The organism is Leisingera aquaemixtae (genome assembly GCF_019801145.1).
Taxonomy (GTDB): domain Bacteria; phylum Pseudomonadota; class Alphaproteobacteria; order Rhodobacterales; family Rhodobacteraceae; genus Leisingera; species Leisingera aquaemixtae_A.
Window position 1 is genome coordinate 399,711 of the sequence record NZ_JAHVJQ010000002.1, and the last position, 25,582, is coordinate 425,292.

A 25,582-nucleotide genomic window follows, 5' to 3' on the forward strand; every position below is an offset into this window, starting at 1 on the left:
AAGGGGCATGGTTATTGCCGCGCAAATTATTAGCCCGGCGCCTGCGCCGAATGCGGCACCACCTTCGGCTTCCACGGCCCCGCGCCCGTGAAGGCCTGGTTCATGGTAGAGGGGTGCAACCGGATTTCCGGGGCGACCAAGATCAAGGGTAGCGAGATCATCTTGAAGGGGGAGCCTGCCTGCCACAGCGCCGGAGCGGCAGTGCTTGCCCCGCAGCGGGTGGCCATCGCCATCTGACCTTTTTAACCCGTATTGAGGCCCGGCACCGGTTTTCGCCGCACTGGAGAAGCGCCAACTCGTGCAGGCCGGCGGTGCGATTCGCGCCATGCGCGCCCGGGCCTGTCGCCGGGGCGGAGTGGTGCAGGCCGGCTACAGCTTGGGGGCAAGCGTTGGCTAAGGATGGCCTCCAAATTGAGCGCTGGGTTAACAAGTGTTAATTTTCATCGAAAAAGAGTAGATAACTCCGCTTTGAGGCTGGGCCGATGAAATCCTTTTTGACTGTTGCCGCAGCAGCAGCAGCCGTTGTGAACTGCTTAACTTTATCCGCCGCCTTTGCCGCTGGCAGGGGTAATGGCAATGGCGGCTGGGGCACCGGCAATGGGAATTCCGGCGGCAACGGTTGGAGCAATGGGGTTGGCAACCCGCATGGGGTTCCAGAAATTGATGCAGGCTCTGGCCTGCTGGCGCTGGCCGCTACCGGTGCCGCGCTGGCCCTGGTCTGGGAGCTGAACCGTCGGCGGAGGAGCTAACCCGGGTGCGGGCAGAAGATCCCTTACAGGCGCCGCATAGCCGCTACCGCTCCGGGCTTCACGCAGGCTGCGCGAAGTCCAGCGACCGTAAAAATGCCGGAAACTCTGCCCCCAGTCATTCCATCTTAGTTGCATTTGAAATAAAACAAACACGTATAGCGGGTGCAATTCTTCTAATTCGCATTGCAGATCAAGGCGTTTGACGATGAATGATCTAACCTTCACTGCGACTGCTATTGACGCTACCGCGGCCCGTCGCGGCCCGGTGAACCTGGGCTTTTACGCCCGGTCGGGAAAGCGGCTGTTTGATCTGGGCCTGGCTCTGCTGCTGCTGCCGGTAGTGGCACCCGTTGTCCTGGGTATTTGGACGTTTGTGCGTTTAGACGGCGGCCCGGGGTTTTTTGGCCATACCCGGGTGGGGCGGAACGGCAGGCCCTTCACCTGCTGGAAGCTGCGCAGCATGGTGGCGGATGCTGAATCGCAGCTGCAGGCGCTCCTTGACGCTGATCCGGCGGCGGCGGCGGAGTGGGCGCGCAGCCGCAAGCTGGCCCGCGATCCACGCGTCAGCCGGCTGGGTCAGATCCTGCGCAGGACCAGCTTGGATGAGCTGCCGCAGATCTGGAACGTGCTGAAAGGCGAGATGAGCTTTGTCGGGCCGCGCCCCATCGTCGCCGCGGAGCTGGCCAAATACGGCAGCAGCGTCTCCGCCTATCTGGCCCAAACACCCGGCATCACCGGGTTGTGGCAGGTCTCCGGCCGCAATGGTGTCAGCTATGAGGCGCGCGTGGCATTGGACGTGGCTTATCTGGCTCGGTGCAGCTTCTGGAAGGACGTCGGGATCATCGCCAGAACCGGTTTGGCGATTCTTGGTACCACGGGCCGCTGATCTGCAACGCCCTTTCCCCTGCTGAGAGCGGGCGCTTAACACAGACACCGCCGCGCCGCTTTATTTCCGCATAGGTGCGGCGTGTCTGATGAACTGCCGTGCAGGCCTTCCGGCGACCGGATCATGACCCGAAAAAGTGACAGCTTCTGGACCTGGAGACCGGGCACAACCGAGGAATTGCCTAGGCACGGCCGGTTAAAACAAGGGTTTACAGCTGGGGTTTAAACAGTTCTGACTTGAGACAAAGAACGCAAGCCAGGTGGCGGAAAGGAAATGCCCATGGGACAGTCTCTGTTTGAACTGCCAGAGGCTCCGCTCATCCCGGTCGCTGGGGAAGCGGCTGTGTACCCGGTTGGGCGGATATTCTGCGTTGGGCGCAATTATGCGGCGCATGCCGCGGAGATGGGTAATGAAGTCGACCGGGAAGCGCCGTTCTATTTCACCAAAGCCGCCGCCAATGCGGTGCTGACGGGGGCGGTTGTGCCTTATCCGCCAGGCACTGAAAATTTCCACTATGAAATGGAACTGGCTGTGGCAATCGGGGCGCCGGTTTTCCGGACAACAAAGGAAGCCGCTGCGGCATCCATATTCGGCTATGGATGTGCGCTGGACATGACCCGGCGCGATTTGCAGATCCGCGAGCGGCAGAAGCAGCGGCCCTGGGACCTGGGAAAGGACCTTGAGAACGGCACGGTCCTGGCACCGCTGACCCGGGCGGCGGGGTGGGACGGCCCCGAGGGGCAGCGCATATGGCTGGAGGTTAACGGTGAGACCCGCCAGGAAGCCACTCTGGCAGAGATGATCTGGTCTGTAGCAGACATCATTTGCCACCTCTCCGGTTTCTACCACCTGCGGCCGGGGGACCTGATCCTGACTGGCACACCTGCCGGGGTAGGGGCTGTGCAGGCCGGAGACCGGATACGCGGTGGGATTGCCGGGCTGGCGCCGGTTGAACTGACATTGGCTGCTGCGGAATGACGCATAGCGGCCTATGCCTCGATAGTTGTTGCCACGCGGCTGTTTCCATATGTATCAATTTAAGTGTGATTTCTGACTGTTTCGTAACACGTTGGCCGGCGAATCTGCCTGAAGACAGGATGTGCAGGCAGATTTCATGAGTAAAAAATGCATAATCTGCTGTTGATGGTTACAAACGCACCTAATAGCAGGGAAGCAGCCGGTTCGTTAAACGAACCCAATGGGGGTCTTTGACGGCAGAATCGGAAAGAAATTCGCAGGGCGCCGCAGCAATGTTGCGAAGGCGGAAGGTCCGGCAAGTGATTTGGTCAAAGGGAGGACACACATGACCACTCGCAGAAAGCTTTTGGGGGCAGCGGGCGCAGCGGCCCTGGCAATGTTCGGCGCGATGCCGGCTCTTGCTCAGGAGGTGACCCTGAAACTGCACCAGTTCCTGCCAGCGCAGGCAAACGTGCCGAAACTGATCCTGGACGTCTGGGCAGACAATGTTGAAGAATCGTCTGGCGGGCGGATCAAGATCGACCGCTTCCCCTCGATGCAGCTGGGCGGTAAGCCGCCGGAGCTGATGGACCAAGCCATCGACGGTGTGGCCGACATCGTCTGGACCGTGGTGGGCTACACTCCTGGCCGCTACCCCTCAACCGAGGTGTTTGAGCTGCCGTTCATGATGACCAATGCGCGCGCCGTTTCGCACGCCTATTGGGAGATGTTCGACAAGCATATGAAAGACACCGAGTTCAAGGATGTGCACATCCTGGGCACATGGGTGCACGGCCCCGGCATGATCCACACTTCGGATCCGGTGGAAACGCCTGAAGATCTGGAAGGCATGAAGATCCGTGGCGGCGGCCGCTCGGTCAACGCGCTGCTGACCGAACTGGGCGCAACCCCGGTTGGGATGCCAGTTCCGGCGATCCCGGAAGGCCTGTCAAAAGGCGTGATCGACGGCACCACCATTCCTTGGGAAGTGACCGCGGCGCTGAAGGTTCCGGAACTGGTGGAGAACCACACCGAGTTCACCGGCAAGGCTCTTTACACCCTGACCTTCGTTCTGGCGATGAACAAGGAAAAGTATGAGAGCCTGCCCGATGACCTGAAGAAGGCGATCGACGACAACTCCGGCCTTGAATTCTCGGTCTTCGCGGGTGGCACCCAGGCGGACTCGGACGGCCCCTCGCGCGAGATGGCACTGGATCTGGGCAACAACGTGATCACTCTGGACGAAGAGCAGACCGCCATTTGGCGCGAGCGCGCGCAGCCGATCTATGACCAGTGGATCGCCGACATGAAGGAAAAGGGCATCGACGGTGCCGCGCTGATCGACGAAGCCAGCGCACTGATCGAGAAATACACGCCTCAGTACCAGTAAGGCGTTTGGATTGATAAAGGTGAAGGGCCGCGCGGCATTGGCACTGCGGCCCTTTGCATACCGGAACAAGGCAACTGAACCATGCACAAGCTCATGATGCGGCTGGCCAAATCAATGGCCTACCTGGGCGGTGCGGTCCTCACTCTTCTGATCATTCTGACATGTGTTTCTATCGCTGGGCGGTTGCTCAACGGTTTCTTCCATGGCGATTTGATGGAGCGGATTGCACCGGGGTTTTCGAAATGGATGACAGGCTGGGTCGGGCCTGTGAACGGCGACTTCGAATTGGTCGAGGCCGGGGTGGCCTTTGCCATCTTCGCCTTTCTGCCGCTGTGCCAGATCACCGCGGGGCATGCCTCGGTCGATGTGGTGGCCAATGCTTTTCCGCGCAGTGTGAAGCGGTTTTTGCGGATGGTGACCGAAATTGTCTTTGCCGCGGTTCTGGTGCTAATTGCCTGGCGGCTGGCGGAAGGTCTGGCAGGTAAATATTCCAACGGCGAGACCTCCTTCCTGCTCGAGTTCCCGATCTGGTGGGCTTACGCCATCAGCCTGCTGGCAGCAGTCGTAGCCGCCATCGTGGGCATCTACATGGGTGCGGTTCGCACCATTGAATTCTTTACCGGCCGCATCCTGATCTGGGACGGCGTGGAGGGTGAACAGTGACAGCTCTTGAAATTGGCATCGCCTCCTTCCCGGTTCTGATGCTTCTGATCTTTTTGCGGGTTCCGATTGGGCTTTCGATGTTCCTGGTCGGTCTCGGCGGGCTGATCTGGGTGACAGACGGGACCCAGGTTGCCTTCGGCCGCTTGAAAAGCGAGACCTATACCACCTTTTCCTCCTATTCGCTGACCATCGTGCCGATGTTCCTGCTGATGGGGCATTTTGCGACGCTGGGCGGCATGTCCACTGCGCTGTTCAAGGCAGCCGAAGGGTTCCTGGGCCACCGCAAGGGCGGCGTCGCTATGGCGGCTATTGGTGCCTGTGCCGGATTCGGTGCAATTTGCGGCTCGTCGCTGGCCACTGCGGCCACCATGGGCCGGGTCGCACTGCCGGAACTGAAGCAATACGGCTATGCCGGCGGGTTTTCGACCGCGACACTGGCTGCAGGCGGCACGCTGGGCATTTTGATTCCGCCCTCGGTGGTGCTGGTGATCTATGCAATTCTGACCGAGCAGAACATTGCCAAACTGTTCCTGTCGGCCTTCATCCCCGGCCTGCTGGCAGCGCTTGGCTACGTGATTGCGATTTCCATCTATGTCCGCCTTTTCCCGGAAAGCGCAGGCACCCGCCCGCCAGTCCCGTGGGGCGAACGCTTCGCCGCGCTATTCCATGTGTGGCCGGTGCTTCTGGTGTTTGGCCTTGTGGTTGGCGGTATTTATCTGGGCTGGTTCACTCCGACTGAAGGCGCGGCTGTGGGGGCGTTCGGCACCGGCCTGATCGCGTGGCTCAATGGCGGTCTGAACCGCGAAACCCTGGCGGATAGTTTCCTAGTGACCGCGCGCTCCACTGCGATGATCTTCTTCATCGTGCTGGGCGCGGGCTTCTACAACGGTTTCCTGGCGCTGACCAAGGTGCCGCAGGAACTGGCGGATTTTGTTGTTAGCCAGGGCCTGAGCCCCTGGATGGTGCTGGCGCTGATCCTGGCCTTCTACCTGGTGTTCGGCTGCCTGATGGATTCGCTGTCGATGATCCTGCTGACCATTCCGATCTTCTTCCCTGTGATCTCCGCCATGGACTTTGGCCTGCTGTCGCTGCCCGCGATGCAGGCGGATGCGGCAATGGAGGTTTTGAAGGCCGGCGTGCCTGAGGGGATGGGGGCGGAGATGCTTGCCTCGATACAGGATGCCATCGCGACCGGGGCCGAACTGACCCGCGAGCAGATGAAGGAACTGGGCATCCGCGTAACCGAAAGCAGGGTGAACCGGATCGAAGCGGAATATGTCGCCATCTGGTTCGGCGTGCTTGTGCTGATCGTGGTGGAGGTTGGCCTGATCACCCCGCCGGTGGGCATGAACCTGTTCATCATCAATGCGATGGACCGCAAGACCCGTATGATCGACACCTACAAGGCGGTCATGTTCTTTGTCGCTTCCGACATTATCCGGGTGATCATCCTTGTGGCCTTCCCGATCATCACGCTGCTGCCGCTGATGCTAATGCAGTGACACACTGCCCTCTCCCGCTGTGCGCGGGATGGGGCCTTTCGCCTGCTGGTGCAGGATATGGAAATATTTCGTGACACCAGCCCGGATTGACCTGAATCACCTTTCGGGGTTCCGCTGGTACTGTCCGACACCGCGCACAAGGGGAGACCCGCCATGCAAATCAGCCGAAGCAAAGCCGCAGCCTCCAAGGTCAGGGCATTGGCCACCGAGGTTTCCGGGCTGCAAGGGCCCTGTGTGGGTTGCAGCAACTGCGTTGGACTGTGCGAGGCGCTGATTGACGCGCTGGTGCTGCCGGATCTTATCCTGTCCCGCAACCGCGGCAGTTCGTGACGCGGCGGTCCCCTCTGCCTTTGCAGTTTGATACCTCAGACCGGCACCGCTAGGATGCACCTGCAGAAATATGCGGGGCGGCAGAAAATGGCAGGGCAGGACACTTTCATCCATGAAATCCGCGTGGGCTGGGGCGATTGCGATCCGGCGCGGATCGCCTATACCGGACGGTTGCCGGCCTTTGCGCTGGAGGCAATCGACGCCTGGTGGGAGCATCACCTGGGCGGTGATGGCTGGTATCAGATGGAGCTGGACCGCGGCACCGGCACTCCCTTTGTGCACATGAGCATTGACTTCCGCTCGCCGGTCACCCCGCGGCACCGGTTGCTGTGCGAGGTTTGGCCCTCGGCGCTGGGCAGTAAGTCAGTCACCTTCCGGGTGAACGCGCGGCAGGATGGCAAGCTGTGTTTCGAGGGGAAGTTCGTCTGTGTATTCATTGCACCAGAAAGCTTCACTGCAAGGCCCGCGCCGGAGGATTACCGTCAGGTGATCGAGGCGCAGCTGCGGCCGGAGTAACGCGGATCAGCGCAGCCAGCCGTCGGCAAAACGCACGTGGCCAACGCCCGCAAAACGGGCGACCCGGTCCAGTTCGGCCTCCAGCCGTTTGGTGCGGGCCGCTGACCATTTGATATCCCGTTCCGGCCAGACCGCAGTGACGCACAGGAGATCCGCGTTGCGGTCCGCCTTCATGTCGATGCGGCCCGCCAGGCGCGCGCCTTCCATCAGCGGAAAGACGTAGTATCCGTACCGCCGCTTGGCGGCGGGAGTGAAGACTTCGATCCGGTAATGGAAGCCAAACAGCCTTTCAGCCCGCTTGCGGTCGCGCAGGGCAGGATCAAAGGGGCTGAGCACACGCATCCGGCCCGGTGCCGGGCCAAGTTCTGCGGCGGCCTCCACCGTGCCCGGACGGGCGAATACTTTGCGCAGCTGGCCGTCTGTTTGCTCCACTTCTATCTCTTCCAGCTCTCCCCGTCGCAGTTGCTTGGCACACCAGGCCTTGGCTTCCGCTGGCGAAGCTGTATCCCAGAAAGCGGCGAGTTCGCCGGATGTGGCGAATCCCAGCCGTTCCAGCGCGGCGGAACACAGCCAGTCGATGGTCGCGGCCTCGTCGCAGAAAGTTCCGGGCCGCAGATGTTCTTCGATGACCCGCTCGGTCAGGTCATAGCGTTTCTGAAAACCTTCGCGCCCGACCACTGTCAGCGCTCCGGAGCGCCAGAGGTATTCCAGCGCTGTTTTGGACGGGTGCCAGTCCCACCAGCCGCCAGAGCCTTTCTTTTCATCCTTGCCCACATCGGAGGAGCTGACAGGCCCGTGGTCCCGGACATGGTTCAGCACGGTTTCGAACTGCGCCTCGAAACCATCCCGCCGCCAGTTGCGCCAGCGCTTGCGCAGCAGCTCAGTGTCGCGCTGAAACCGCAGGTGCCAATGAGGAAAAAACGCCATCGGGATCATGGCGGCATCGTGGGTCCAGTGTTCGAACAGCCCCCGGTCTCGCTCGTAAAGCTGTTTGAGATTCTTCGCGCGGTATCCCGGCCGGCGCGAGAAAAGGATCACGTCATGCGCCCGTGCCACGGTGCTGATGCTGTCGAGCTGCACAAACCCTAGCCGCTGGATAAGTGCCAGCAGATCCGCGCCCTTGGCCGGGCCAGCAGGCTGCTCCAGCAGGGCGTGGCGGTCCAGGAACAGCCACCGCGCGCCTTGATTGCCGAGCCGCTGCAGCGTCATCAGCGCCGTTTCAGCGTGTCGCCATAAGAAATGGTCGGGGTCAGCGTGACATGTTTTTCGATGTCAGCTTCGGGATCTTCCAGCTGGGCGGCAATGATCTCTGCCGCCTTGCGTCCGATTTCCAGGCGGCAGGCATCCATAGTGGCGAGCTGCCGGGGCAGACCCTGCAGCAGTTCAACCCCGTTAAAACCGGCTAGGCCGATCTGTCCGGGAACGCTGATGCCCTGTTCCTGCAGGTACAGCAAGCCGCCTGCGCCTATCATGTCGTTGGAATAATATAGAAAATCCAGCTCAGGGGAACGCTCCAGCATGGCCTGGGTCATTTCCCTGCCCTTGGCCAAGGCCGACCCGCCGGAATAAAATTCGCGGTCCTCGATCTCCACGCCTTCCTTGGCCAGCACCTCGGTAAAGCCTTCGAACCGTTTGCGTGCGCGGTGGTCCAGCGGCATCTTGGTGCCCATGAAGCCGATGTGGCGGTAGCCGGCCTTGAGGATGGCCTTGGCCATTTCACGGCCTGCACGGCGGTGGGAGATGCCGACCATCGCGTCCACCGGCTTGCCGTCAGTGTCCATAATCTCCACCACCGGGATTCCGGCGCTGCTCAGCATGGCGCGGGCGGCGTCCGTATGTTCCAGGCCCGCGATGATTACCCCGGAAGGACGCCACGACAGCATCTCGTAGAGGACCTTCTCCTCCTTCTCAGGCTGATAATCGGTCACGCCGACAACGGGCTGAAGCTCAGTGTTTTCCAGCACCTTGTTGATGCCGGTCAGCACCTCGGGAAACACCATGTTCGAGAGCGACGGAATAATCACCGCCACCAGGTTCACCCGGTTCGAGGCCAGCGCGCCGGCAATTTTGTTGGGCACATAGCCCAGCTCCTTGGCGGCGGTCAGCACCTTGGTGCGGGTCTTCTCCGACACATCGCCGCGATTGCGCAGAACCCGGCTCACAGTCATTTCGGAAACACCGGTTGCTTCGGATACATCGCGAAGGGTAAGCGGGCGCTTGCTGTCCGTGGTCACGTTCCTGAGCCTCTTGTTTTGTCTGCCTCTAACGTTAGCGCAGACATCACTTGCTGCACAATGGAAACTGCGCGCGGCAAAACGGCTTTCACCAGCCTCCATCCCATTGTGATCGCAAGAGGGATTTGCTATCGCGTAAACAAGCGCGGCCCCGTGGCTCAACTGGATAGAGCAGCCCCCTCCTAAGGGGCAGGTTGCAGGTTCGAATCCTGCCGGGGTCGCCATAAAGTTGTTTCAGCTGGCAATCCCTCTGCTTAAAACTCCTTTGGTTGCGGGTTATTGAATTCCTGCCAGGACTTCGGTCACCGGAAAAGCGGGTGCGGCAGGCGGCCGCCGGGAAAGGCGTCCTGCCAGGTTCAGAAACTGGCGCACAGACTTGATTTGGAAAGGTTAGTGGTGCCGCTGAAGGGACTCGAACCCCCGACCCCATCATTACGAATGACGTGCTCTACCAGCTGAGCTACAGCGGCACCGGCCTCCGCCGGTGGCGGCAGACAAGTGATGTCCGTTTAAACACTGCGCAATTCCCGTGCAAGTGGGGATCACAGAGAATGGCCCGGAATGCCCGGGGTAGCGCTTGGAAGTTCCCCGAAACGGGCCCGGTAGAGCTGGGAAAAGCGGCCGAGGTGGGAGAACCCGCAGTCATAGGCAATGCTGCTGACCGCGGTTTGCGCGCTCCGCGACAACATCAGGTAGCGTGCCAGGTCGAGCCGCAGGTCACGCAGGTATTCCATCGGGGTCAGGCCAAAATGCTTGCGGAACCCGGCCTGCAGCGACCGGATGCTGCAGTCTGCGGCGGCAGCTATGGCCGGGACGGAAAGCGGCTCGCCAATATTGGCGTGGATAAAGTCCTGGGCGCGGCGGATTTGGTTGCTGCTCCCTGAAGCGCGGGTAGCCAGCAGGTGCCGGATATTGCTTTGCTGATGGGTCAGCAGGCCAAGAATCAGCTGCTCTTCGATCACTTGTTGCTGCAGCGCGCTCCAGCTGCCAAAGCCGGTCTGGTTTTCAGTGGCGCTGACACAGGCTGCGAACTGGCGCGCCCATCCACGCAAGTCGCCGCCGGACACGGGGAGTGCTGTGTCAAAAACAACAGCCTCTGGCAGGGACAGGCCGGCAGCCTGCTCGGCAATCCTGTGAAGGGCACTCCGTCTTATCTGCAGCAGTAGCATCCGGCAGTCGGCGTGCCAGGTCATCCGGGTTGCCCGGGTCGGGTTGAGCACCGTGGCAGTGCGTCGGTCTGACGCCACCGAAGTACTGCCATTGGCTACTTGCGCCCGGCCGCTGAGCGGCATCTGCACCAGGTAGAAATCCTGCAACTCGCCCGGGTCGATTTGCACCGCGGATCCGTAGCTGAGGAAATTGAGTGACAAGGCCTGCCCGCGCACATGGTTGTAGCGGGCGCCAGTTCCCCTTGAAGGGCCTTCCGGCTGCAGACGGTGGTCGCAGAACTTCCGTGCCACCAGCGCGCGCACTTCGTCGATGTCACGGCTGTGGAACTGCCGCCATGCGCGCAGCGGCTCGCGTTCTCCTGAAGGCTGCAGTGCTGTCATTCCCGCAGCCTAGCACGGTTTGCAGGTCAGGCAATCACGGCGGGGTGCGCTTATTTGCGCATTTTGGATAATCCTTTTCCAGAGCTGCCCCTAGGCTTTTGGAACGAGCTGGAAAGGGAGGAACAAATGGCTCTGGATCAGGGAATCACCAAGGCCGCCGACGGATTGAGCGGCACGTCCTGGAATGTGGTCGGGCATACCTATACGCCCAAGCTTCACAGCGAGAATGCCTTTATCTGGCACGCAGTCATTCCAGACGGCACCTTTGTGCCACCGCATGTACACCCTACCCAGGATGAATGGATCACCATGCTGGAGGGTACCCTGGACGTGGAATTCGGCGGCGATGTTTACAAGGCAGGGCCGGGCGACACCGTGCGAATGCCGATGGGCGTGGCGCACGGCATCTTCAACCGCTCGGGCAGCACCGCGTCCTGTGTCTTCGGGGTGGCGCCCTCACGCAAGCTTTATGACCTTTTCTGCGCGCTTGACGGCGTGACCGACCCGGAAGAACTGGTGCGGCTGTCGGCCCTACATGAGGTCGATTTCCTGCCGCCGCCGGCGGAATAAGGGAGGCGGACATGGTGAAACGCAAGACGGTCGCCGTGATCGGCGGCGGGGTGAGCGGGCTGGCCGCGGCCAAGGCCTTTGCGGAGAAGGGGCATCAGGTTCTGGGGTTCGAGCGGAGCCATGATTTGGGCGGGGTTTGGGAGCCGTCGCGCTCTTATCCCGGTGTGCAGACGCAGTCGCCCAAGGATCTCTACTGCTATACCGATCACCCGATGCCGGATGATTACCCGGAATGGCCGAAGGGGCCGCAGGTGCATGCCTATTTGCATTCCTATGCAACCAAGCATGATCTGCACCGGCTGTTCCAGATGAACACCAATGTGCTTGAGATGGACCGGCGCCCGGACGGGCAGCCAGGCTGGCGGCTGGTGATTGAGGTGGACGGCGACAGCAGGGTGCAGGATGTGGACTTCGCGGTGGTGTGCACCGGGCAGTTCTCAGAGAAAAATATCCTGACCCATCCCGGGCAAGAGGCGTTCACCGAGCAGGGCGGGGAGGTGATGCACTCCTCTGAGTACCTGGATCCAGAGCACGCGCGCGGCAAGCGGGTGGTGGTGCTGGGCGGCTCAAAATCCGCAACCGATGTGGCGGTGAACGCGGCGCAAAACGGTGCGAAACAGGTCCATCTGGTCTACCGGCAGAATGTCTGGCGGGTTCCGTATTTCGTCGGCGGCATCAATTTTAAGAAGCTTCTCTATATGCGGGCGCAAGAAGTGCAGTTCAACGGCTGGGGGCGCAGCTGGCTGCACAAGGCATTTTACGGGCTCGCCAAGCCGCTGATATGGGCGAACTTCCGCGGGTTAGAGACGCTATTGAAGCTGCAGCTGGGCTTGAAAAAATGGGATATGGTCCCGGATATTCCGATTGAAAAGGATGTCTCGTGCTCGGTGCCGATCGTGACGCCCGGTCTGTTCGAGGGTTTCAAGGACGGCTCGATTCAACCGCACCGCACCACCTTTTCGCACTATGACGGTGATCAAATCGTGCTGGAGAATGGTGAGCGGATTGGCGCTGATCTGGTGATTTCGGCGGTCGGCTGGAAGCTGGGGATCCCCTATCTGGCGCAGCAGCATCTGGACAAGCTGATCGAGGCGGACGGCCAGTACCGGACCTACCGCCTGGCGGTGAACCCGGATTTGCCCGAGATGGGCTTTGTCGGGTTCAACTCCAGCTTCTGCACCATCCTGTCGGCTGAGATGGTGGCAAATTGGCTGGTGCGCTACGCCGATGGCAAGCTGGCGCGCCAGCCGTCGCGGGCGGAGATGGAAGAGAACATTCAGATGATGCTCGACTGGCGCCGCAAGGAGCGTCCAGCAGCGCAGATCTATGGAGGGCTATGTTCGGCGCCATTCCACTTCAAGCATTTCGACGAGCTGCTGATGGATATGGGCGCCACGCAGTGGAAACGGTCGAATCGATTTGCGGAGCAATTCGTACCACCCGATGCCAGTGCCTATGGCCGCTTTCTGGCTACAGCACCGCAATATCAGGCGGCCTGACACTCTCCGCTGCGCCTGCCGGAAACGGCGGGCGCGCATGGCTTCGAAAGCACGCAGTTTCGTTGCTGCAGTGAGCCGGTTATTGAATGAGGGGGAATGGTGCCCAGGAGAGGACTCGAACCTCCACGTCCATACGGACACTAGCACCTGAAGCTAGCGCGTCTACCAATTCCGCCACCTGGGCAGGTGTCGTGAGGAGGGCGTATAAGCGGAGTCGCAGGCAGCGTCAAACGGAAAATGTGCCTCTAGACCGAAATTCCCCAGAATTTGCCTTGTGATCGTTTTCCCAAGTGAATCCAGTGCGTTGGCGAAAGTGCCCCGGTTTCCGCTTATTCAGAAATCCGGATGGCGGTTTGATCCTGCGCAAAGTAGCGGATTCGCAAAAGGGGCATAGGAAAGTCATGAAACAGATTGACCGCCTCCAAGCCCTTGGGCTGTTCGACAGCCGGGTGCCCCGTTACACCTCATATCCAACCGCGCCAGTGTTTTCCGCTGCTGTGGGGGCTGCGGAACAGGCCCGCGAGCTGCAGGCGCTGGATCCCGATGTGCCGGTTTCCGTCTATTTACACATCCCGTTCTGCGAGCGGCTGTGCTGGTTCTGCGCTTGCCGGACGCAAGGCACTCAGACGCTGAGTCCAGTGGAAAGCTACATCGGCACGCTTGAACAGGAGCTGAAGCTGGTGGCACCGCTTTTGCCTAAGGGGTTGCGGATGGGGCGGATGCATTGGGGCGGTGGAACTCCGACCATCCTGCCGCCGCAGCTGATCCACCGGCTGGCGCAGGCGGTGAAGGCTGTATTTCCGCATACTGACGATTGGGAGTTCTCGGTCGAGATTGATCCCACCATGGTCGACCGCGAGAAAATTGCTGCGCTGGCAGCGGAAGGCATGAACCGGGCCAGCATCGGCATTCAGGACTTCGATCCGCTTGTGCAGCAAGCGATCGGCCGCGCGCAGCCGTTTGAAGTGACAAAGGCCTGTGTAGAGGATTTGCGCGCGGCGGGGATCAATTCGCTGAATGCCGACCTGGTCTACGGCTTGCCGCATCAAACGCAGGCACGGATGGCGGACACGGTGGAGAAGGTGCTGAGCCTCGATCCCGACCGGCTGGCGCTGTTCGGTTACGCGCATGTGCCCTGGGTGGCCAAGCGTCAGAAGCTGATCAAGGAAGAGACGCTGCCGGACGATCTGGCCCGCTACCATCTGGCCGGGCTTGCGGCGGAGAAATTCGCCGAGGCGGGGTTTGCGGCAATCGGCATCGACCATTTTGCCAAACCCGGCGACGGGCTGGAGGTGGCGGCCCGCACCGGCCATCTGCGGCGGAACTTCCAGGGCTATACCGACGACACATGCCCGACGCTGATCGGCTTCGGCGCGTCGTCGATCTCCCGTTTTGCCGGCGGTTACATCCAGAACGCAGCGGCCACACCTGCGTATGTGCAGCGGGTTGAGGCCGGGCAGCTGACCGGTGCACGCGGCCATGTGATGAGCCAGGAGGATCTGCTGCGCGGCCGTGCCATCGAAATGCTGATGTGCGAATTCCGGCTGGACCGAGTAGAGCTGCAGCAGCGCTTCGATGGTCTGGCGGCAACACTGGATGCGGATCTGGCGCAGATCGCAGCCCGCTTTGGCGATCTTGTGCTCTTGGATGGGGAAGCTCTGGAGATCCTGCCTGAAGGCCGCCCGCTGACCCGGATTATCGCCAGTTGCTTTGACGCGCATGTGCCCGAAGGGGTGCGCTACAGCCGGGCATCCTGACCTCGGGAGCAGGGCGCTCCCGCCCGTTTCTGGACTCCTTGCGGAGATCCCTCACAGTTGGGTGTGGTGCTGTGCTGATGCACAGCGCGGCACCCTGTTTTCCAGCCCGGTTCACAATCCCGCACTTGGCGCAGCGGTTTCTGTACGCGCTGGGCCAAGACCGGCCAGCCTGTGCCACCCAATGCGCCACTGCCCGTCGGTGAATACCGGCCGCCGTGCTGCACGCATTTTCAACGGGCCTATGTTAGGGTTTTGTCTTTCCGGCCCCTGATGCTGTCCCTGACCTGGATCCGATAAAGACCGGCGTTCTGTGCGGCTGGCGGCAATGGCAGATCAACTGCAAAAGCGTGATGGCCCAAGCCGCGCCCCACAGAGCGTGGGCGGATGGCAGCATCTCTGCCAGACGCGCAATGACCGCTGCGTGAAGCAATGCGGCGCCCGCGAGGCTGGTCGGCCTAGCTGCCAGTCCAGCCCCGGTGCGCCGGGCAAACACCCGCGATAGGAAGGCATGGATCATGCCGCCAATGCCACCCATCGTTAGCGTATGCAGGGCCAGCGACGGCTGCTGTTCCCACTGCATCATCAGCAGCAGCGACGCTGCTAGCCAAAGCCACGGCGGCAGCAGAAGCAAGCCGATCGGTGGCAGCCGCAGCGGCCATTGAAGCATTTGCCAGGCCAAGGCAGCTACAGCGGCGGCATACCAGCCTGGATGCGGCAGCACGGCCGCCCCGAGGATGCACAGTGCGGCGGCGATCCGGATAAGGGGGCGGTCCGATGGCTGCGGGAGTCTCGCGGCGCTGGCAAGAAAGGACGGCAGCGCACGCCCGCCGACCACAGCAATAAGGGCAGCAATCAGAAGCGGCGGCACACCGCTGTCAAGACCGGGCACCAGTGCAGCCATGGCAAGAAGAACCGCCGCCAGCGGTGCCCACAGCCGATCCCACAGCTGTGCGCGCAGAACCGGCGGAGCCAGCGTTGCAGCCAGCAGCAAAAAGAACAGCGCCTCGGCGGGGCCGGGCAGCAACCGCCCCAGCAGCCACAGCGCCGTCAGCAGCGCCACCCGCGCAGGCGAAGCGCGCGCACCGGTCCAGCCCGGCAGCACTGTCAGCAGATAGGCTGCTATAGCCGCACCGGCAAAGCCGAAGACCATCATACGGGCGTGGTTCTGCGGGTCCGCTGCAGCCAGCAATGGTCCAGCCAGCGCGGCCAGCACCGCACACAGCATCAGCGGCCGGTGCGGCGCTCGCCAGAAACTGGCGCCAAGCTCCGCAGATGCATCAGTTGCCGCGGGCGTCATCGCCCCGGGCCAACGCGGCTGCCCTGCACCGTAGCGACTGCGCTAGTGGCTGGTGCCTTCGGAAAAGGTGATCTTGTTCCAGACATTGTATTTTCCAGACGGTTTGCGCATCGGCAGCCGCTTGACGATCTCCAGCGTCTTGGCGTCATAGACCAGAACCTCGCCGTCGTCCTCCCAGACCGATACCAGAGCATGCTTGCCGTCCCGGGTGAACTCCACATGCGCAACCGTGGCGCCAGGCACCGGGTCCAGGGTCTTGACGATTTCGAGGGTCTTTTTGTCGATCACATGCATTTTGTCCTTATGCGGTCCGAAGAACACATCGGCCCAGACATAAGGGGAGTTTTCGTGGCTGCGCATGAAGAAGCCCGGACCCTGGGTTTCTATTCGCTTGACGGTTTCCCAGCTTTCCATGTCGATCACGGAGATGGTGCCATCCTTCAGGTGCGGCGTCGCCATGACTGTCGTGTCGCCGTACTTCCAGGTGATCCCGGACCCGAGGTGCGGCATACCGGGAAGGTCCAGATCTGCCACTTTCTGACCGATCACCAGATCAATCACCTGGCCGCCTTCACCGCTGCGCGAAGCGCCCATCACGTATTCGTAGGTCTGGTCAAAGAAGAAATCGTCGAGATAATCCGGGGTGGTGATCTTGCGAACCGGGAAAGGAATATCGGTGTGGGCAGGCCCCTCCATGCGCCAGTCATGGGCAAAACCCTGCTGGGGCGGGTTCTTGCCATAAAAGACTTCCCAGATCTCCGGCACATCCTTCAGCGCCAGCACGAAGCTTTCGCGCGGCGGCGCCTGGTACACGGCGGACACGCGGCTGGGCGTTCCATCCTTGCCTTTGACCTCGCGCACGTCTGCAACAGTCAGGTCCTCAGTGGACAGGATCGTCAGAGTATTGGGCAGGTAGTTGGCTACAGCCAGCCAGTTTCCATCGGCGCTCATTGCGATGTTGCGGCTGTTGAGGCCCGCTCGGACACGGCCCACTTCTTTCAGCGAATACAGGTCGTATTTCTGCACCCAGCCGTCCCGCGACATGATGAAGACAAACCGGCCTTTCGGGTCGAACTTGGGTCCGCCATGAACAGCAAAAGGCGTTGGGAACCGGTCGAGCACCTCAAAGGTGTCGCCGTCCAGCACACTCACGTGGTGATCGCCGGTCTCTACCGCCAGGGTGATATTCATCGGGTCCGAAGACCACACGGGGGCATCCGCCGGCGCATAGTCCGGGTTCATCTGGCGGCTTTCCGCAATCTGCTCTGCGTTCCAGGCCGGCACCTCCGTCAGCGGCGTCTTGAGCCAGGCTGCCAGTTCATCAACCTGATCCGCCGGAATCACTTCGGCAAAGGCTGGCATCTGCGTGGCCTCGCGGCCGTGCAGAATGACATTTGCCACCTTCGGCCCGCGCATGCGCTTCAGTGTTTCAGGGATCAGCGCGGGGCCGGTTCCGCCCAAACGGCTTTCACCGTGGCAGCTGCTGCACTGCTCATGATACAGCTCGGCGGGATCGGCAGCGGCGGGTCCGCCAAACAGCATGAGCGCCGGCAGGGCTGCAGCCCAGATTTTTTTCCGCACCAGCGGTTTCGGCGCGGGGTTATCCGAAAAACCGGTGTTGTGGGTCATGGCTCTTTCCTTTGAAGGGGGTGACTTCCAGCCGCGGGCCGGCAGAGGCAACACCAATTTCGCTGTCGGTCAGGTAGCAGGCCGGGTCTTCCGCCCATGGGTTGCCGGTCAGCTGAAGCGCGCGGATACGGGTATTGCCGCCGCAGACATCTTTCAGGCTGCAGGCGCCGCAGCGGCCTTCCAGCGGGCGCGGGCGGGTCCGCAGCGTTGCCAGCATCGGATCATTGCCGGTCCAGAGCTCGGTAAAAGGCGTCTTCTTGACGTTGCCGACAGTGTAGCTGGACCAGTAGGTATCCGGGTGCACATCGCCGAGGAAGTCGATATTGGCAACGCCGAGGCCGGAGGAGTTGCCGCCCCAGGCCACAAGATGCTCGCGCACGTGGGCGGTCTGCTCGGCGCTGAAATTGCGGCGCACCCAGTCCAGGAAATACCCGGCATCGGCATCGTTGTTTCCGGTGACCACGTCCAGCGGCGCGCGCTTCCCGGTCACTCCGTCCCAAGCGCGTTCGATCAGCAGGTCCAGGCCCGCGCGGGTGCGTTTGTGATGCGCGTCCTCACCGCGGTTCTTGTCGCCGCGCCCCGCATAGACAAGATGCGAGAGGTAAAACTTGTCCACCCCTTCATCGTCGCACAACTGCAGCAGGTCCGGCAGGTGGTGGCCGGTGCCTTCGGTCAGGCAGAAGCGCAGCCCCACTTTGACACCACGCTTCTTGAGCGCGCGCACTCCGCGCACGGCGGCGTCAAAGGCGCCTTCGACACCGCGGAACCAGTCGTTGGTGGCGCCGATGCCGTCGATCGAGATGCCCACGTAGTCATATCCAATGTCTGCAATCCGGTCTGCGGCATCGCCGTGGATCTTGGTGCCGTTGGTCGACAGCGCCAGCACCCGGACCAGTTCCCGCGCCCGGCGGGCCAGAGGATCAAGGTACTTGCAGTCCAAAGGCTCGCCGCCCGACAGGATCAGTGCGGGGACGCGGAACCGCCCCAAATCCTCCAGCGTCTCCATCGCCTGCTGCTGGCTCAGCTCGCCAGGGAAATCGACATCAGCCGAAACCGTATAGCAGTGGCGGCATTTCAGGTTGCAGCGGCGGGTGAGGTTCCAGATCACCACCGGCTTGACCATCCCCGCGCCACCGCGCTTGCGCACGGGTTTCGGCTCGGTCAGCTGCTTCATGTATTCGGACATGCGAAACATGGGATTACCCCCGCTTGCGGAGCCTGAGCCCCGTCTTTTTCAGAATGCGCTTGGAATAGAGAATGTCGTGGCTGCGGCAGGCACCGCCCAGCAGCGCGGCAATCTCCTGGCGTTTGGCCTCGACTTCGTCACGGGTGTCGCCGTGGACCATGGCAAAGAGGTTGTAGGTCCAGCCGGCCTCCGGTGCGCGCGGCCGTTCGTAGCAATGGGTGACAAAAGGCAGCGCGCCAATGCAGGCGCCTAGTTCCGCCACCCGGGCATCTTCGACATCCCAGACGGTCATGCCGTTTGCCACCATGCCCAGCTTGTAGTGGTTCGCAGCCGCGGCGATGCGGCGGATCGCACCGCTTTCTTTCATGGCCCGGATCCGTTCGATCAGTGCCTCTTCGCTGATACCGAGGCGCCCAGCCACTTCGGCATAGGGCTCAGCTACCAGAGGCAGGCCGCCCTGAAGCGCCGCAGTAATCTCGCGGTCAGAAATTTCGGTCTCGACAGTCATGCATTCACCCGGAAGCCGATGAAGAACTCCTGCAGTTTCGGGAAACACAGAACCTGCAGGCCGGTCTTGCGCTCGATCCGCGCTGCCGTATCCGCAATGCCCTCCGGTGTTTCGGTGGCCAGCACGAACCACATGTTGAGCGCGTGGTCGCGCTCATAGTTGTGCGCCACTTCCGGGAAGTCATTGACTTCGGTCATGACTTCTTCAAAACGGTCCGTCGGCACCTCCATCGCACACAAGCAGAAAGCCCCGCCCATGGCTGCCACGTCGAAGAACGGACCGAAGCGGGTGATCGCGCCTGCGTCCTTCATCGCTTTCGTGCGCTCGATGACCTCGGTTTCTGAGAGCCCCAGTTCCGCCCCGACGGCGGCAAAGGGGCGGCTGGAAAGCGGCAGGTCGTCCTGCAGCCTGTTGATCAATGCGCGATCGGTATCGTCCAGCATCATGCAGCCCTTCCATCGCTTCGGGCAATCAGAGCCCCGGTCTGTTTGAAGCAGCGGCTCGAGAAGAGCACCTTGCTGCGCGCGCCCGCCAGTTCAGGGAGGGCGCTTGCGGCATCGATCACCGTCTGCGCGCCGCTGCGGGTGCGGGCGTGCACCATGTTGTAGAGCCTGTACGGCCAGACACCCGGAACTGGCCTGCGTTCATAGGCAAGCGTCACCCCGTCCAGCGCTGCAAGCGCGGGCCCCGCGGTGCCGATCTGCGCTTGGGGCAGGTCCCAGACCACCATTGCATTGGCCGACCATCCCAGCGCCCTGTGGCGGACGATGACGCCAAGACGCGAAATGATCCCTGCCTGCTGAAGCACGTTGATCCGGTCGATCACAACTGCTTCGCCCAAACCGAGCTGCAGCCCGATTTCAGCATACGGCCGCTTCGCCAGGGGCATGCCCCTGGCAAGGATCTGCAGCAAGTCCCTGTCGCCATCAAGCAGCACGCTGCGATCGGCCGGGCGCGGCGGGTTGAGCTGGCGCGGGCCGTTCATGCGGAACCCCAGATCGACGTTGAAGGGACGCACAAGCCGCAGATCCAGAACCCGCAGGCCAGTGGCCTTCTCAATGCAGGCAAGTGTTTCATCCACATGCGCACGATCCGGCCCCGTCGCCACAAACCAAAGGTTCCAGAAGTCTTCGCGCTGGTAATTGTGATTCACGCCAGGCTGCGTGCCGATCAGCGCCGCGACTTCCTCGATGCGGTTGGGCGGGGCCGCCACCGCAGCCAAAGTAGAGGCCGAAATTGTGTTGGGCGCGATGGTTGCGCCGAGCCGGCTGACGCGGCCAGCGCCCTGCATGAACGACAGGCGCGCGATGACCTCGTCCTCGCCGATCCCGAGCGCCTCGCCCAGCAGGGCGAAGGGGCGCGCGGTGACTGGGAAATCCCTCTGCCAGTCATCCAGCAGGCGGCGGTCGGTCGAGCAGGCGATCCCGTCCATTTCTTACAAACCCGTCCTGTGCGCCCGTGCGGTAAAGAAGATCCCCGAAGGGCTTTCCGCGTCTATTTCACGAAGTTTCTCAAAGGTCTGCGTGTCGTAGACCATAATCTTTCCGGCGTCCCGGACGCTCAGCCAGACTTCGTGACCACGCGGAGTGAACTCCATGTGCAGCACCGCTGGTCCGGGCTTGAACTGGTGGATTACTTCCTTGGAAACACTGTCGATCACCTGGATCGTGTCATTCAGAGGGTGGGCAAAGTTGACCCAGACCTGCCGCCCGTCTGGCCGCGCCATGGCAAAGACCGGCTGGCCGTGCGTCTTGGTGCGGGCGGTCTCCTCCAGAGTGTTTGCGTCCACCCACAGCACTTCGTGGTGGCCCACTGCCGGCAGCACGAACTCCTGCCCGGTCAGTGCCCAGCCTTCTAGGTGAGGCATCTTGTAGACCGGCATTTCTTCCTGCCCCCGGCCATAGCCGGGCAGCACCCGGATGGGCTCCGGCTGCTCGGCCCACAGGTCCAGTGCAGTCAGCCCGTCTTCTCCGAACAGACCGGTGATATAGGTCCGCCCGCTGGCCGTGATCAGCGCATCATAGGGGCGATCGCCCATTCCCGGGATACGGGTGATTTCCGGTTCCGCCCCGGACATGTCGGCGATCCAGGTCTCGCCTGTGTCCCAGACGGTAAACACAAAACGGGTGCCGGGCGCATCCACTAGGCCGATGGTCTTGCCGCCGGTGGGAATGTCCAGAACCATTTCCAGGGTATCCGCGTCAAAGATGCGCACACCGCCGGGGTCATAGTTGGAAACCGCCACCAGCTTGCCATCGTCTGAGATCGCCCCGCCGATGGCATTTCCCGACTGCATCACCCGGCCCGTAACCTTGCGGGTGGTGATGTCCAGCTTGGTCAGCCCGCCGTCGCGGCCAAAGACATAGGCAAAACGTTCATCCGGCGAATAGACGAGGCTGGCATGGCTGAGGTCGCCGAAGCCTTCGATCCGCGCAAGTGCCGCGCGCTCGGATTGATCGACCAGCAGCACAGAACCTGTGGCCCGCTCTATAACAACGCCAAGATCGCCTGTGGCAACGGTCTCGGCACCGGCTGCGGACGCGCAGAACAGGACGGCGGCAAGGAGGTGCTTCACTTCATTTCTCCTGACAACAGGTAATCGGCAATCCGCGCAGCGTCTTCCTGGCTCAGCAAGGGGCGCCAGGGCGGCATGGGGGTATCGGGAACCCCGTTTAGGATCACCGAAACAAGGACCTCGCGGTCGTAGTGCTGCAGCGCTTCAGGTGTGAGTTCAGGCCCCAGCCCGCCCTTGAGCTGCAGCCCGTGGCACGAACCGCAATCCTGGTGTACCAGACGCTGCAGGGCATCTGCCCCTTCCGCTCCAGCAGGGCCGGCAGCGGCGGCACATGGCAACAGCAGCGCCAGGGCAGCCGCGGTTATGCCGTGCCGGATGTCAGCCATGGGCTTTAGCCTGCGCCACCAGTTCGGCAACGGGCTGTTCGGAATACAGCGAAACCACCTGGCCGATGATGAACAATGTGGGCGGCTTCAGCCCGGCCTCGCGGGCATCCTGCGCAATCGAGCCGAGCGTCGAGACCATGCGCCGCTCCTCAGCCGAGGTGGCTTTGGATATCGCCATCACAGGTGTGCCCGCCGGCAGGCCTTCGGTCATCAGCCCCATGGCAATCTGGCCGATATTGGCGACCCCCATGTAGACGACAAGCGTCGTGTCAGGATCGGCCAGCCGCTTCCAGTCCAGGTCCAGAATCTTGTCCGCCTGCCGGTGCCCGGTCACATACTGCACGCTGGTGGCGATGCCGCGGTGGGTGAGCGGCACCCCGGTCGAGCAGGACGCGCCCTGTGCTGCAGTGATCCCCGGCGCGTATTCGACACTGACTCCGTGCCCGGTCAGATACAGCGCCTCTTCGGATCCCCGGCCAAAAATCATCGGATCGCCGCCCTTGAGACGTGCCACCGTATGGCCTTGGCTTGCCTGCTCAAGCAGTATCTCGTTGATACGGTCCTGCGGGACAGGATGGTTTTTCGGGCATTTTCCGACTGGAATCAGCGCCGCCCCTTTTGGGCACAGCGCCATGATTTCATCCGAAACCAGACGGTCGTAGACAACAACATCCGCCCCTTCCAGCATCTTGAGCGCCCGCAGGGTCAGCAGGTCAGGATCTCCCGGGCCAGCGCCTATCAGGAATACTTTACCGCTCATGAGGTCCCTCGCATGTATCTGTTGTTTCCATAATCAGGGTTTCCAAGACCCGGCGTCCTGTCCCGCTTGTTCCATACAGCGGAGATGGCCTGATCCTGCGAATCCGGTATGTCAGGGGCAGAATGCCCCGGAGCCGGCACGGGTTCCTTGACTTAAGTTAAGGTGCCGGTCGCGCGTTGGGATCTTGCTGCCAATATTCGTCTAAGCCATTGTAATAGATAATTAAATGGCTTCGAAAAGGATGCTCTGGCGAGCACCGGCATCCCGTGCTTCGTGCCCGTGGTAATCGCAGCCGCGGGCTGCGGAAAGCGCAGCTTCCGCTGTGCTTATTCCTCTGTGACCGTGACCATTCCGATCATCTGCTGTGTCTCCCAATGGGGACCACAGAGGTATTCCTGGCTTCCAGCGGTCAGAAAGGTGAATTCGACGCTCTCCTCCGGAAAAGCGCGATCCGATTCCGGCATTCCGGCAGCGGGCGACAAAACGCTGTGGCTGGTGCGCTTGTCGACATTGACCCAGCGCACGGTGGTTCCCACGGGCACCGTGACTGCCGCAGGGCAGAAGTTGTACTTGTACATTTTGACGACCGTCACGCCTTCCGCGTCGGCGGAAGAGCTGCCGAAAATAGAGACATAGCGCTCCTCGGCCTCAGCACAAATCGCGGCATTACCGTCGTCTTCCGCCAGAACGGGAAAAGCTGCCGCAAGCGGCAGCAGTGCAGACACAAGAATGGATAGCCTTTTCATCTGAAGTCTCCTTGCCGGAAGATCCGGCGGCCGGAAGGCCCGGCCGCCGGTTTGTTTTTACTGCCCGACTACGTTGATCTGCGCCTCGCCGTTGTCCAGGGCCATGGTGGTGTTCAGCGTCACGTGGTGGAACCGCGCGGCGGCATAGTCATCATGGATGGCGAAGCCGACAGTGTAGGTTTTGCCCGGTTCCAGCGGAACATCCCCCTGCGCGCCGGAGTTCAGCGGCCGTGAGAAGACCACGGTCCACATACCGGCCGAAAGGGTGGCTTCGGAGGCGAACTCGCCGCCGTTCTCGACCCGGCGCTCCAGCAGATACCCGTTGGAGCCGCTGCCGTCCGAGTAGACCCGCATCAGGTCCATGAAGGTGCCGTCGGCCAGGTACTGCTCGATCTCCTCTGCCGCCTTCAGCTGATCCCAGCCGCCCTGCGGTTTGCCGCGGCGCCCCTTGATCTCGATGCTGGAGCGGGTCTCGCTTAGATACTTGGTGACAGAGCCGTTGGCCTCAAGGCGGGCCGCGACATCGCCGCTGGCGGCAATCGCTTCGGCGCCAGGGTCAAAGGGCATGTAGGTGTTGTCCGCGTGGCAAGTCGCCCAGCAGCCTACCTGCTCACCCATCTCGATGCCGGTGCCGGTGATCATCATTGCGACCTTGATCTGGTTGTCCGGGTCCATTTTGCCGCCGTCCACGAAGGGTACGGGAGCATGGGAACCGTCCGGCCATTGCATGCGCACATAGAGGTTCTCACCGTCATGTGCCGCCTGCACGGTTGCATTGATCACGCCGCGCTTGCCGGGTACTGGCGTCGGCTCGGTGTTCTCGGTTCCGGCGACAATCTTGCTGCCGATGGCTTCCACCTCTTTGCCGTGGCAGGTCGAACATTGGTCGCCGCCTTTGGTCAGCGGGCGCGCGCCGCCGTGCTGCTTGCCGTTCTGCACCCATTCGAAAGAGGCCTGGCCGGGGTAGAACAGAGTCATGTTCGCCGCGGTAACTGCATCCCAGTCAATGCCCGGCGCAACATTGCTGCCGCCTGATCCTGCCGCTTCGGCAGTTTCTCCGGACGCCAGAGCCCGTTCCTCTGCACGTGCCGCCTCGACTGCAGCGGCGATGCGGGCCTGAACAACTTCCTGCTCAGCTTGTTTGGCCGCTTGGGCAGCCTCAGCTTCGGCGGCTTCCTTGGCTTCGATGCGGGCGAGGCTTTCCATGTATTCTGCCGGAATCTCGCGGATGAACCGCGGGTCTGGTGACTCCAGCTTCTCGAGATACTCGTCCTCCGCCCGGTCGCGGATGTTGGAGTGCGCGATACCCTTGTGGCAGTCGATGCAGGTTTGCCCCACAGTCATGGCGTTCAAGTGCTGCTGGCGCGCGCGCGGCTTCTGGAATTCCGGCATCATCGACTCGAAGTCATGACAGTTCCGGCATTCGCGCGAGTCCGTGCGCTTCATCCGCTCCCATTCGTTCATGGCCAGGTGAATGCGCTTGGCTTCGAACTTCTCAGGAGTGCTGATCGTTCCGGTAATCTTGCCCCAGACTTCCTTCGAGGCCTGAATCTTGCGGATGATCTTGTGTGTCCAGTCCTTTGGCACGTGGCAGTCAGAACAGACCGCGCCGACACCCGAGCGGTTCACATCATGGATCGTGCCCTTGTATTCCTCATAAACGAAGTCCCGCATCTCGTGGCAGGAGACGCAGAACTGCTTTGTGTTGGTTGCTTCCATGGCGGTGTTGAAACCGCCCCAGAAAATAATGCCCGCGGTGAAGGCAACAAGAATCCCGCCGATCGGCATGCCCCAAAGGACATAGCGCCGCCAGAGGGGTCTTTTCTTTTCCGCTTGGTTGGTCTGGGTCATCTCCAGGCTCCATAAATCTCTGTATGAGCCCCCTGCCGACGGAGGTCTAAGTCCCGGATTGCAGGGGGCGCAGGGCGGGATGCAGAGGTATCTGCCGTGCC

26 protein-coding genes and 3 tRNA genes are annotated in these 25,582 nt (G+C 61.8%); 12 read left to right on the forward strand and 17 right to left on the reverse strand.

Annotated features, from left to right (window positions below; genetic code table 11):
• Positions 1 to 29: 29 nt before the first annotated feature.
• Entirely contained in the window at positions 30 to 227 is a 198-nt protein-coding gene (locus tag KUW17_RS06455) for a hypothetical protein (protein ID WP_222476957.1), read from the reverse strand.
• A gap of 255 nt (positions 228 to 482) precedes the next feature.
• Between KUW17_RS06455 and KUW17_RS06460 the strand changes: the two genes are divergently transcribed.
• The 8 genes from KUW17_RS06460 to KUW17_RS06495 all read left to right on the forward strand — a co-directional run bounded on the left by KUW17_RS06460 (position 483) and on the right by KUW17_RS06495 (position 6,993).
• Complete coding sequence (locus KUW17_RS06460; protein ID WP_222476958.1) at positions 483 to 749, forward strand: VPEID-CTERM sorting domain-containing protein; 267 nt, start codon at positions 483 to 485, stop codon at positions 747 to 749.
• Positions 750 to 954: 205 nt separating this feature from the next.
• Positions 955 to 1,635 (forward strand): sugar transferase, encoded by a 681-nt coding sequence (locus tag KUW17_RS06465; RefSeq protein ID WP_222476959.1) that lies wholly within the window; start codon positions 955 to 957, stop codon positions 1,633 to 1,635.
• 279 nt (positions 1,636 to 1,914) lie between these two features.
• A complete protein-coding gene (locus KUW17_RS06470; RefSeq protein ID WP_222476960.1) occupies positions 1,915 to 2,613 on the forward strand; it encodes a fumarylacetoacetate hydrolase family protein in 699 nt (232 codons plus the stop codon).
• Between the two features lie 325 nt (positions 2,614 to 2,938).
• Positions 2,939 to 3,982 carry a TRAP transporter substrate-binding protein gene (locus KUW17_RS06475; RefSeq protein WP_222476961.1) on the forward strand — a complete coding sequence of 348 codons (1,044 nt, stop codon included), beginning with the start codon at positions 2,939 to 2,941 and terminating at the stop codon, positions 3,980 to 3,982.
• A gap of 81 nt (positions 3,983 to 4,063) precedes the next feature.
• Entirely contained in the window at positions 4,064 to 4,645 is a 582-nt protein-coding gene (locus tag KUW17_RS06480; RefSeq protein WP_222476963.1) for a TRAP transporter small permease, read from the forward strand.
• Entirely contained in the window at positions 4,642 to 6,147 is a 1,506-nt protein-coding gene (locus KUW17_RS06485) for a TRAP transporter large permease (protein ID WP_222476965.1), read from the forward strand. Before KUW17_RS06480 ends, KUW17_RS06485 begins: the two co-directional genes overlap by 4 nt.
• 153 nt (positions 6,148 to 6,300) lie before the next feature.
• Complete coding sequence (locus tag KUW17_RS06490) at positions 6,301 to 6,477, forward strand: hypothetical protein (RefSeq protein ID WP_222476967.1); 177 nt, start codon at positions 6,301 to 6,303, stop codon at positions 6,475 to 6,477.
• Between the two features lie 54 nt (positions 6,478 to 6,531).
• Positions 6,532 to 6,993, forward strand: coding sequence for an acyl-CoA thioesterase (locus tag KUW17_RS06495; RefSeq protein ID WP_261397035.1), 462 nt, complete (start codon positions 6,532 to 6,534; stop codon positions 6,991 to 6,993).
• Between the two features lie 6 nt (positions 6,994 to 6,999).
• Here KUW17_RS06495 and KUW17_RS06500 read toward each other — a convergent pair whose 3' ends face one another.
• A complete protein-coding gene (locus tag KUW17_RS06500) occupies positions 7,000 to 8,202 on the reverse strand; it encodes a winged helix-turn-helix domain-containing protein (protein ID WP_222476969.1) in 1,203 nt (400 codons plus the stop codon).
• On the reverse strand, positions 8,202 to 9,227 hold the full coding sequence (locus tag KUW17_RS06505) for a LacI family DNA-binding transcriptional regulator (RefSeq protein WP_222476971.1): 1,026 nt from the start codon (positions 9,225 to 9,227) through the stop codon (positions 8,202 to 8,204). The genes KUW17_RS06500 and KUW17_RS06505 overlap by 1 nt, the downstream gene beginning before the upstream one ends.
• A 147-nt stretch (positions 9,228 to 9,374) precedes the next feature.
• On the opposite strand from KUW17_RS06505, the gene KUW17_RS06510 reads away from it, so the two are divergent.
• A tRNA-Arg gene (locus KUW17_RS06510) sits at positions 9,375 to 9,451 on the forward strand.
• A gap of 170 nt (positions 9,452 to 9,621) precedes the next feature.
• Here KUW17_RS06510 and KUW17_RS06515 read toward each other — a convergent pair.
• Together KUW17_RS06515 and KUW17_RS06520 are read right to left on the reverse strand one after the other, a co-directional pair.
• Positions 9,622 to 9,697, reverse strand: a tRNA-Thr gene (locus tag KUW17_RS06515).
• 72 nt (positions 9,698 to 9,769) lie between these two features.
• Complete coding sequence (locus KUW17_RS06520; RefSeq protein ID WP_222476974.1) at positions 9,770 to 10,777, reverse strand: helix-turn-helix domain-containing protein; 1,008 nt, start codon at positions 10,775 to 10,777, stop codon at positions 9,770 to 9,772.
• A gap of 126 nt (positions 10,778 to 10,903) precedes the next feature.
• Between KUW17_RS06520 and KUW17_RS06525 the strand changes: the two genes are divergently transcribed.
• Positions 10,904 to 11,347 (forward strand): cupin domain-containing protein, encoded by a 444-nt coding sequence (locus tag KUW17_RS06525; protein ID WP_222476976.1) that lies wholly within the window; start codon positions 10,904 to 10,906, stop codon positions 11,345 to 11,347.
• Between the two features lie 11 nt (positions 11,348 to 11,358).
• The gene (locus KUW17_RS06530; RefSeq protein ID WP_222476978.1) at positions 11,359 to 12,846 is read left to right on the forward strand and encodes a flavin-containing monooxygenase; all 1,488 of its coding nucleotides are present in this window, start codon (positions 11,359 to 11,361) and stop codon (positions 12,844 to 12,846) included.
• 97 nt (positions 12,847 to 12,943) lie between these two features.
• On the opposite strand, the gene KUW17_RS06535 is transcribed toward KUW17_RS06530, so the two are convergent.
• A tRNA-Leu gene (locus tag KUW17_RS06535) sits at positions 12,944 to 13,030 on the reverse strand.
• Between the two features lie 217 nt (positions 13,031 to 13,247).
• On the opposite strand from KUW17_RS06535, the gene hemN reads away from it, so the two are divergent.
• Positions 13,248 to 14,603: an oxygen-independent coproporphyrinogen III oxidase gene (hemN, locus tag KUW17_RS06540; protein WP_222476980.1), complete on the forward strand. Its 1,356-nt coding sequence runs from the start codon at positions 13,248 to 13,250 to the stop codon at positions 14,601 to 14,603.
• Between the two features lie 244 nt (positions 14,604 to 14,847).
• Here hemN and KUW17_RS06545 read toward each other — a convergent pair whose 3' ends face one another.
• From KUW17_RS06545 to KUW17_RS06595, 11 genes are all read right to left on the reverse strand, one after another.
• Positions 14,848 to 15,900 (reverse strand): NnrS family protein, encoded by a 1,053-nt coding sequence (locus tag KUW17_RS06545; protein WP_222476982.1) that lies wholly within the window; start codon positions 15,898 to 15,900, stop codon positions 14,848 to 14,850.
• A gap of 42 nt (positions 15,901 to 15,942) precedes the next feature.
• A complete protein-coding gene (locus KUW17_RS06550) occupies positions 15,943 to 17,442 on the reverse strand; it encodes a nitrite reductase (RefSeq protein WP_222477583.1) in 1,500 nt (499 codons plus the stop codon).
• Between the two features lie 58 nt (positions 17,443 to 17,500).
• Complete coding sequence (nirJ, locus tag KUW17_RS06555; RefSeq protein WP_222476983.1) at positions 17,501 to 18,724, reverse strand: heme d1 biosynthesis radical SAM protein NirJ; 1,224 nt, start codon at positions 18,722 to 18,724, stop codon at positions 17,501 to 17,503.
• A gap of 4 nt (positions 18,725 to 18,728) precedes the next feature.
• A complete protein-coding gene (locus KUW17_RS06560; protein ID WP_222476985.1) occupies positions 18,729 to 19,223 on the reverse strand; it encodes an Lrp/AsnC family transcriptional regulator in 495 nt (164 codons plus the stop codon).
• Complete coding sequence (locus KUW17_RS06565; RefSeq protein WP_222476987.1) at positions 19,220 to 19,669, reverse strand: Lrp/AsnC family transcriptional regulator; 450 nt, start codon at positions 19,667 to 19,669, stop codon at positions 19,220 to 19,222. Before KUW17_RS06565 ends, KUW17_RS06560 begins: the two co-directional genes overlap by 4 nt.
• Positions 19,666 to 20,655: an Lrp/AsnC family transcriptional regulator gene (locus tag KUW17_RS06570; RefSeq protein WP_222476994.1), complete on the reverse strand. Its 990-nt coding sequence runs from the start codon at positions 20,653 to 20,655 to the stop codon at positions 19,666 to 19,668. The genes KUW17_RS06565 and KUW17_RS06570 overlap by 4 nt, the downstream gene beginning before the upstream one ends.
• 3 nt (positions 20,656 to 20,658) lie before the next feature.
• Positions 20,659 to 21,798, reverse strand: a complete 1,140-nt coding sequence (locus KUW17_RS06575; RefSeq protein WP_222476996.1) for a cytochrome D1 domain-containing protein — start codon at positions 21,796 to 21,798, stop codon at positions 20,659 to 20,661.
• Complete coding sequence (locus tag KUW17_RS06580; protein WP_222476998.1) at positions 21,795 to 22,124, reverse strand: c-type cytochrome; 330 nt, start codon at positions 22,122 to 22,124, stop codon at positions 21,795 to 21,797. Before KUW17_RS06580 ends, KUW17_RS06575 begins: the two co-directional genes overlap by 4 nt.
• The gene (gene cobA, locus KUW17_RS06585) at positions 22,117 to 22,884 is read right to left on the reverse strand and encodes a uroporphyrinogen-III C-methyltransferase (protein WP_222477000.1); all 768 of its coding nucleotides are present in this window, start codon (positions 22,882 to 22,884) and stop codon (positions 22,117 to 22,119) included. The genes KUW17_RS06580 and cobA overlap by 8 nt, the downstream gene beginning before the upstream one ends.
• 326 nt (positions 22,885 to 23,210) lie before the next feature.
• Positions 23,211 to 23,630, reverse strand: coding sequence for a plastocyanin/azurin family copper-binding protein (locus KUW17_RS06590; RefSeq protein ID WP_222477002.1), 420 nt, complete (start codon positions 23,628 to 23,630; stop codon positions 23,211 to 23,213).
• Positions 23,631 to 23,687: 57 nt separating this feature from the next.
• Positions 23,688 to 25,481 (reverse strand): NapC/NirT family cytochrome c, encoded by a 1,794-nt coding sequence (locus KUW17_RS06595; RefSeq protein WP_222477009.1) that lies wholly within the window; start codon positions 25,479 to 25,481, stop codon positions 23,688 to 23,690.
• Positions 25,482 to 25,582: the final 101 nt, after the last annotated feature.

Coding starts and splice junctions, on each gene's coding strand:
- cobA (WP_222477000.1), bottom strand. CDS start 22,884: ATGAGCGGTAAAGTATTCCTGATAGGCGCTGGCCCGGGAGATCCTGAC.
- hemN (WP_222476980.1), top strand. CDS start 13,248: ATGAAACAGATTGACCGCCTCCAAGCCCTTGGGCTGTTCGACAGCCGG.
- KUW17_RS06495 (WP_261397035.1), top strand. CDS start 6,532: ATGCACCTGCAGAAATATGCGGGGCGGCAGAAAATGGCAGGGCAGGAC.
- KUW17_RS06530 (WP_222476978.1), top strand. CDS start 11,359: ATGGTGAAACGCAAGACGGTCGCCGTGATCGGCGGCGGGGTGAGCGGG.
- KUW17_RS06560 (WP_222476985.1), bottom strand. CDS start 19,223: ATGACTGTCGAGACCGAAATTTCTGACCGCGAGATTACTGCGGCGCTT.
- KUW17_RS06570 (WP_222476994.1), bottom strand. CDS start 20,655: ATGGACGGGATCGCCTGCTCGACCGACCGCCGCCTGCTGGATGACTGG.
- KUW17_RS06490 (WP_222476967.1), top strand. CDS start 6,301: ATGCAAATCAGCCGAAGCAAAGCCGCAGCCTCCAAGGTCAGGGCATTG.
- nirJ (WP_222476983.1), bottom strand. CDS start 18,724: ATGTTTCGCATGTCCGAATACATGAAGCAGCTGACCGAGCCGAAACCC.
- KUW17_RS06520 (WP_222476974.1), bottom strand. CDS start 10,777: ATGACAGCACTGCAGCCTTCAGGAGAACGCGAGCCGCTGCGCGCATGG.
- KUW17_RS06580 (WP_222476998.1), bottom strand. CDS start 22,124: ATGGCTGACATCCGGCACGGCATAACCGCGGCTGCCCTGGCGCTGCTG.
- KUW17_RS06480 (WP_222476963.1), top strand. CDS start 4,064: ATGCACAAGCTCATGATGCGGCTGGCCAAATCAATGGCCTACCTGGGC.
- KUW17_RS06565 (WP_222476987.1), bottom strand. CDS start 19,669: ATGATGCTGGACGATACCGATCGCGCATTGATCAACAGGCTGCAGGAC.
- KUW17_RS06455 (WP_222476957.1), bottom strand. CDS start 227: ATGGCCACCCGCTGCGGGGCAAGCACTGCCGCTCCGGCGCTGTGGCAG.
- KUW17_RS06550 (WP_222477583.1), bottom strand. CDS start 17,442: ATGCTGTTTGGCGGACCCGCCGCTGCCGATCCCGCCGAGCTGTATCAT.
- KUW17_RS06470 (WP_222476960.1), top strand. CDS start 1,915: ATGGGACAGTCTCTGTTTGAACTGCCAGAGGCTCCGCTCATCCCGGTC.
- KUW17_RS06595 (WP_222477009.1), bottom strand. CDS start 25,481: ATGACCCAGACCAACCAAGCGGAAAAGAAAAGACCCCTCTGGCGGCGC.
- KUW17_RS06590 (WP_222477002.1), bottom strand. CDS start 23,630: ATGAAAAGGCTATCCATTCTTGTGTCTGCACTGCTGCCGCTTGCGGCA.
- KUW17_RS06525 (WP_222476976.1), top strand. CDS start 10,904: ATGGCTCTGGATCAGGGAATCACCAAGGCCGCCGACGGATTGAGCGGC.
- KUW17_RS06475 (WP_222476961.1), top strand. CDS start 2,939: ATGACCACTCGCAGAAAGCTTTTGGGGGCAGCGGGCGCAGCGGCCCTG.
- KUW17_RS06460 (WP_222476958.1), top strand. CDS start 483: ATGAAATCCTTTTTGACTGTTGCCGCAGCAGCAGCAGCCGTTGTGAAC.
- KUW17_RS06500 (WP_222476969.1), bottom strand. CDS start 8,202: ATGACGCTGCAGCGGCTCGGCAATCAAGGCGCGCGGTGGCTGTTCCTG.
- KUW17_RS06465 (WP_222476959.1), top strand. CDS start 955: ATGAATGATCTAACCTTCACTGCGACTGCTATTGACGCTACCGCGGCC.
- KUW17_RS06545 (WP_222476982.1), bottom strand. CDS start 15,900: ATGACGCCCGCGGCAACTGATGCATCTGCGGAGCTTGGCGCCAGTTTC.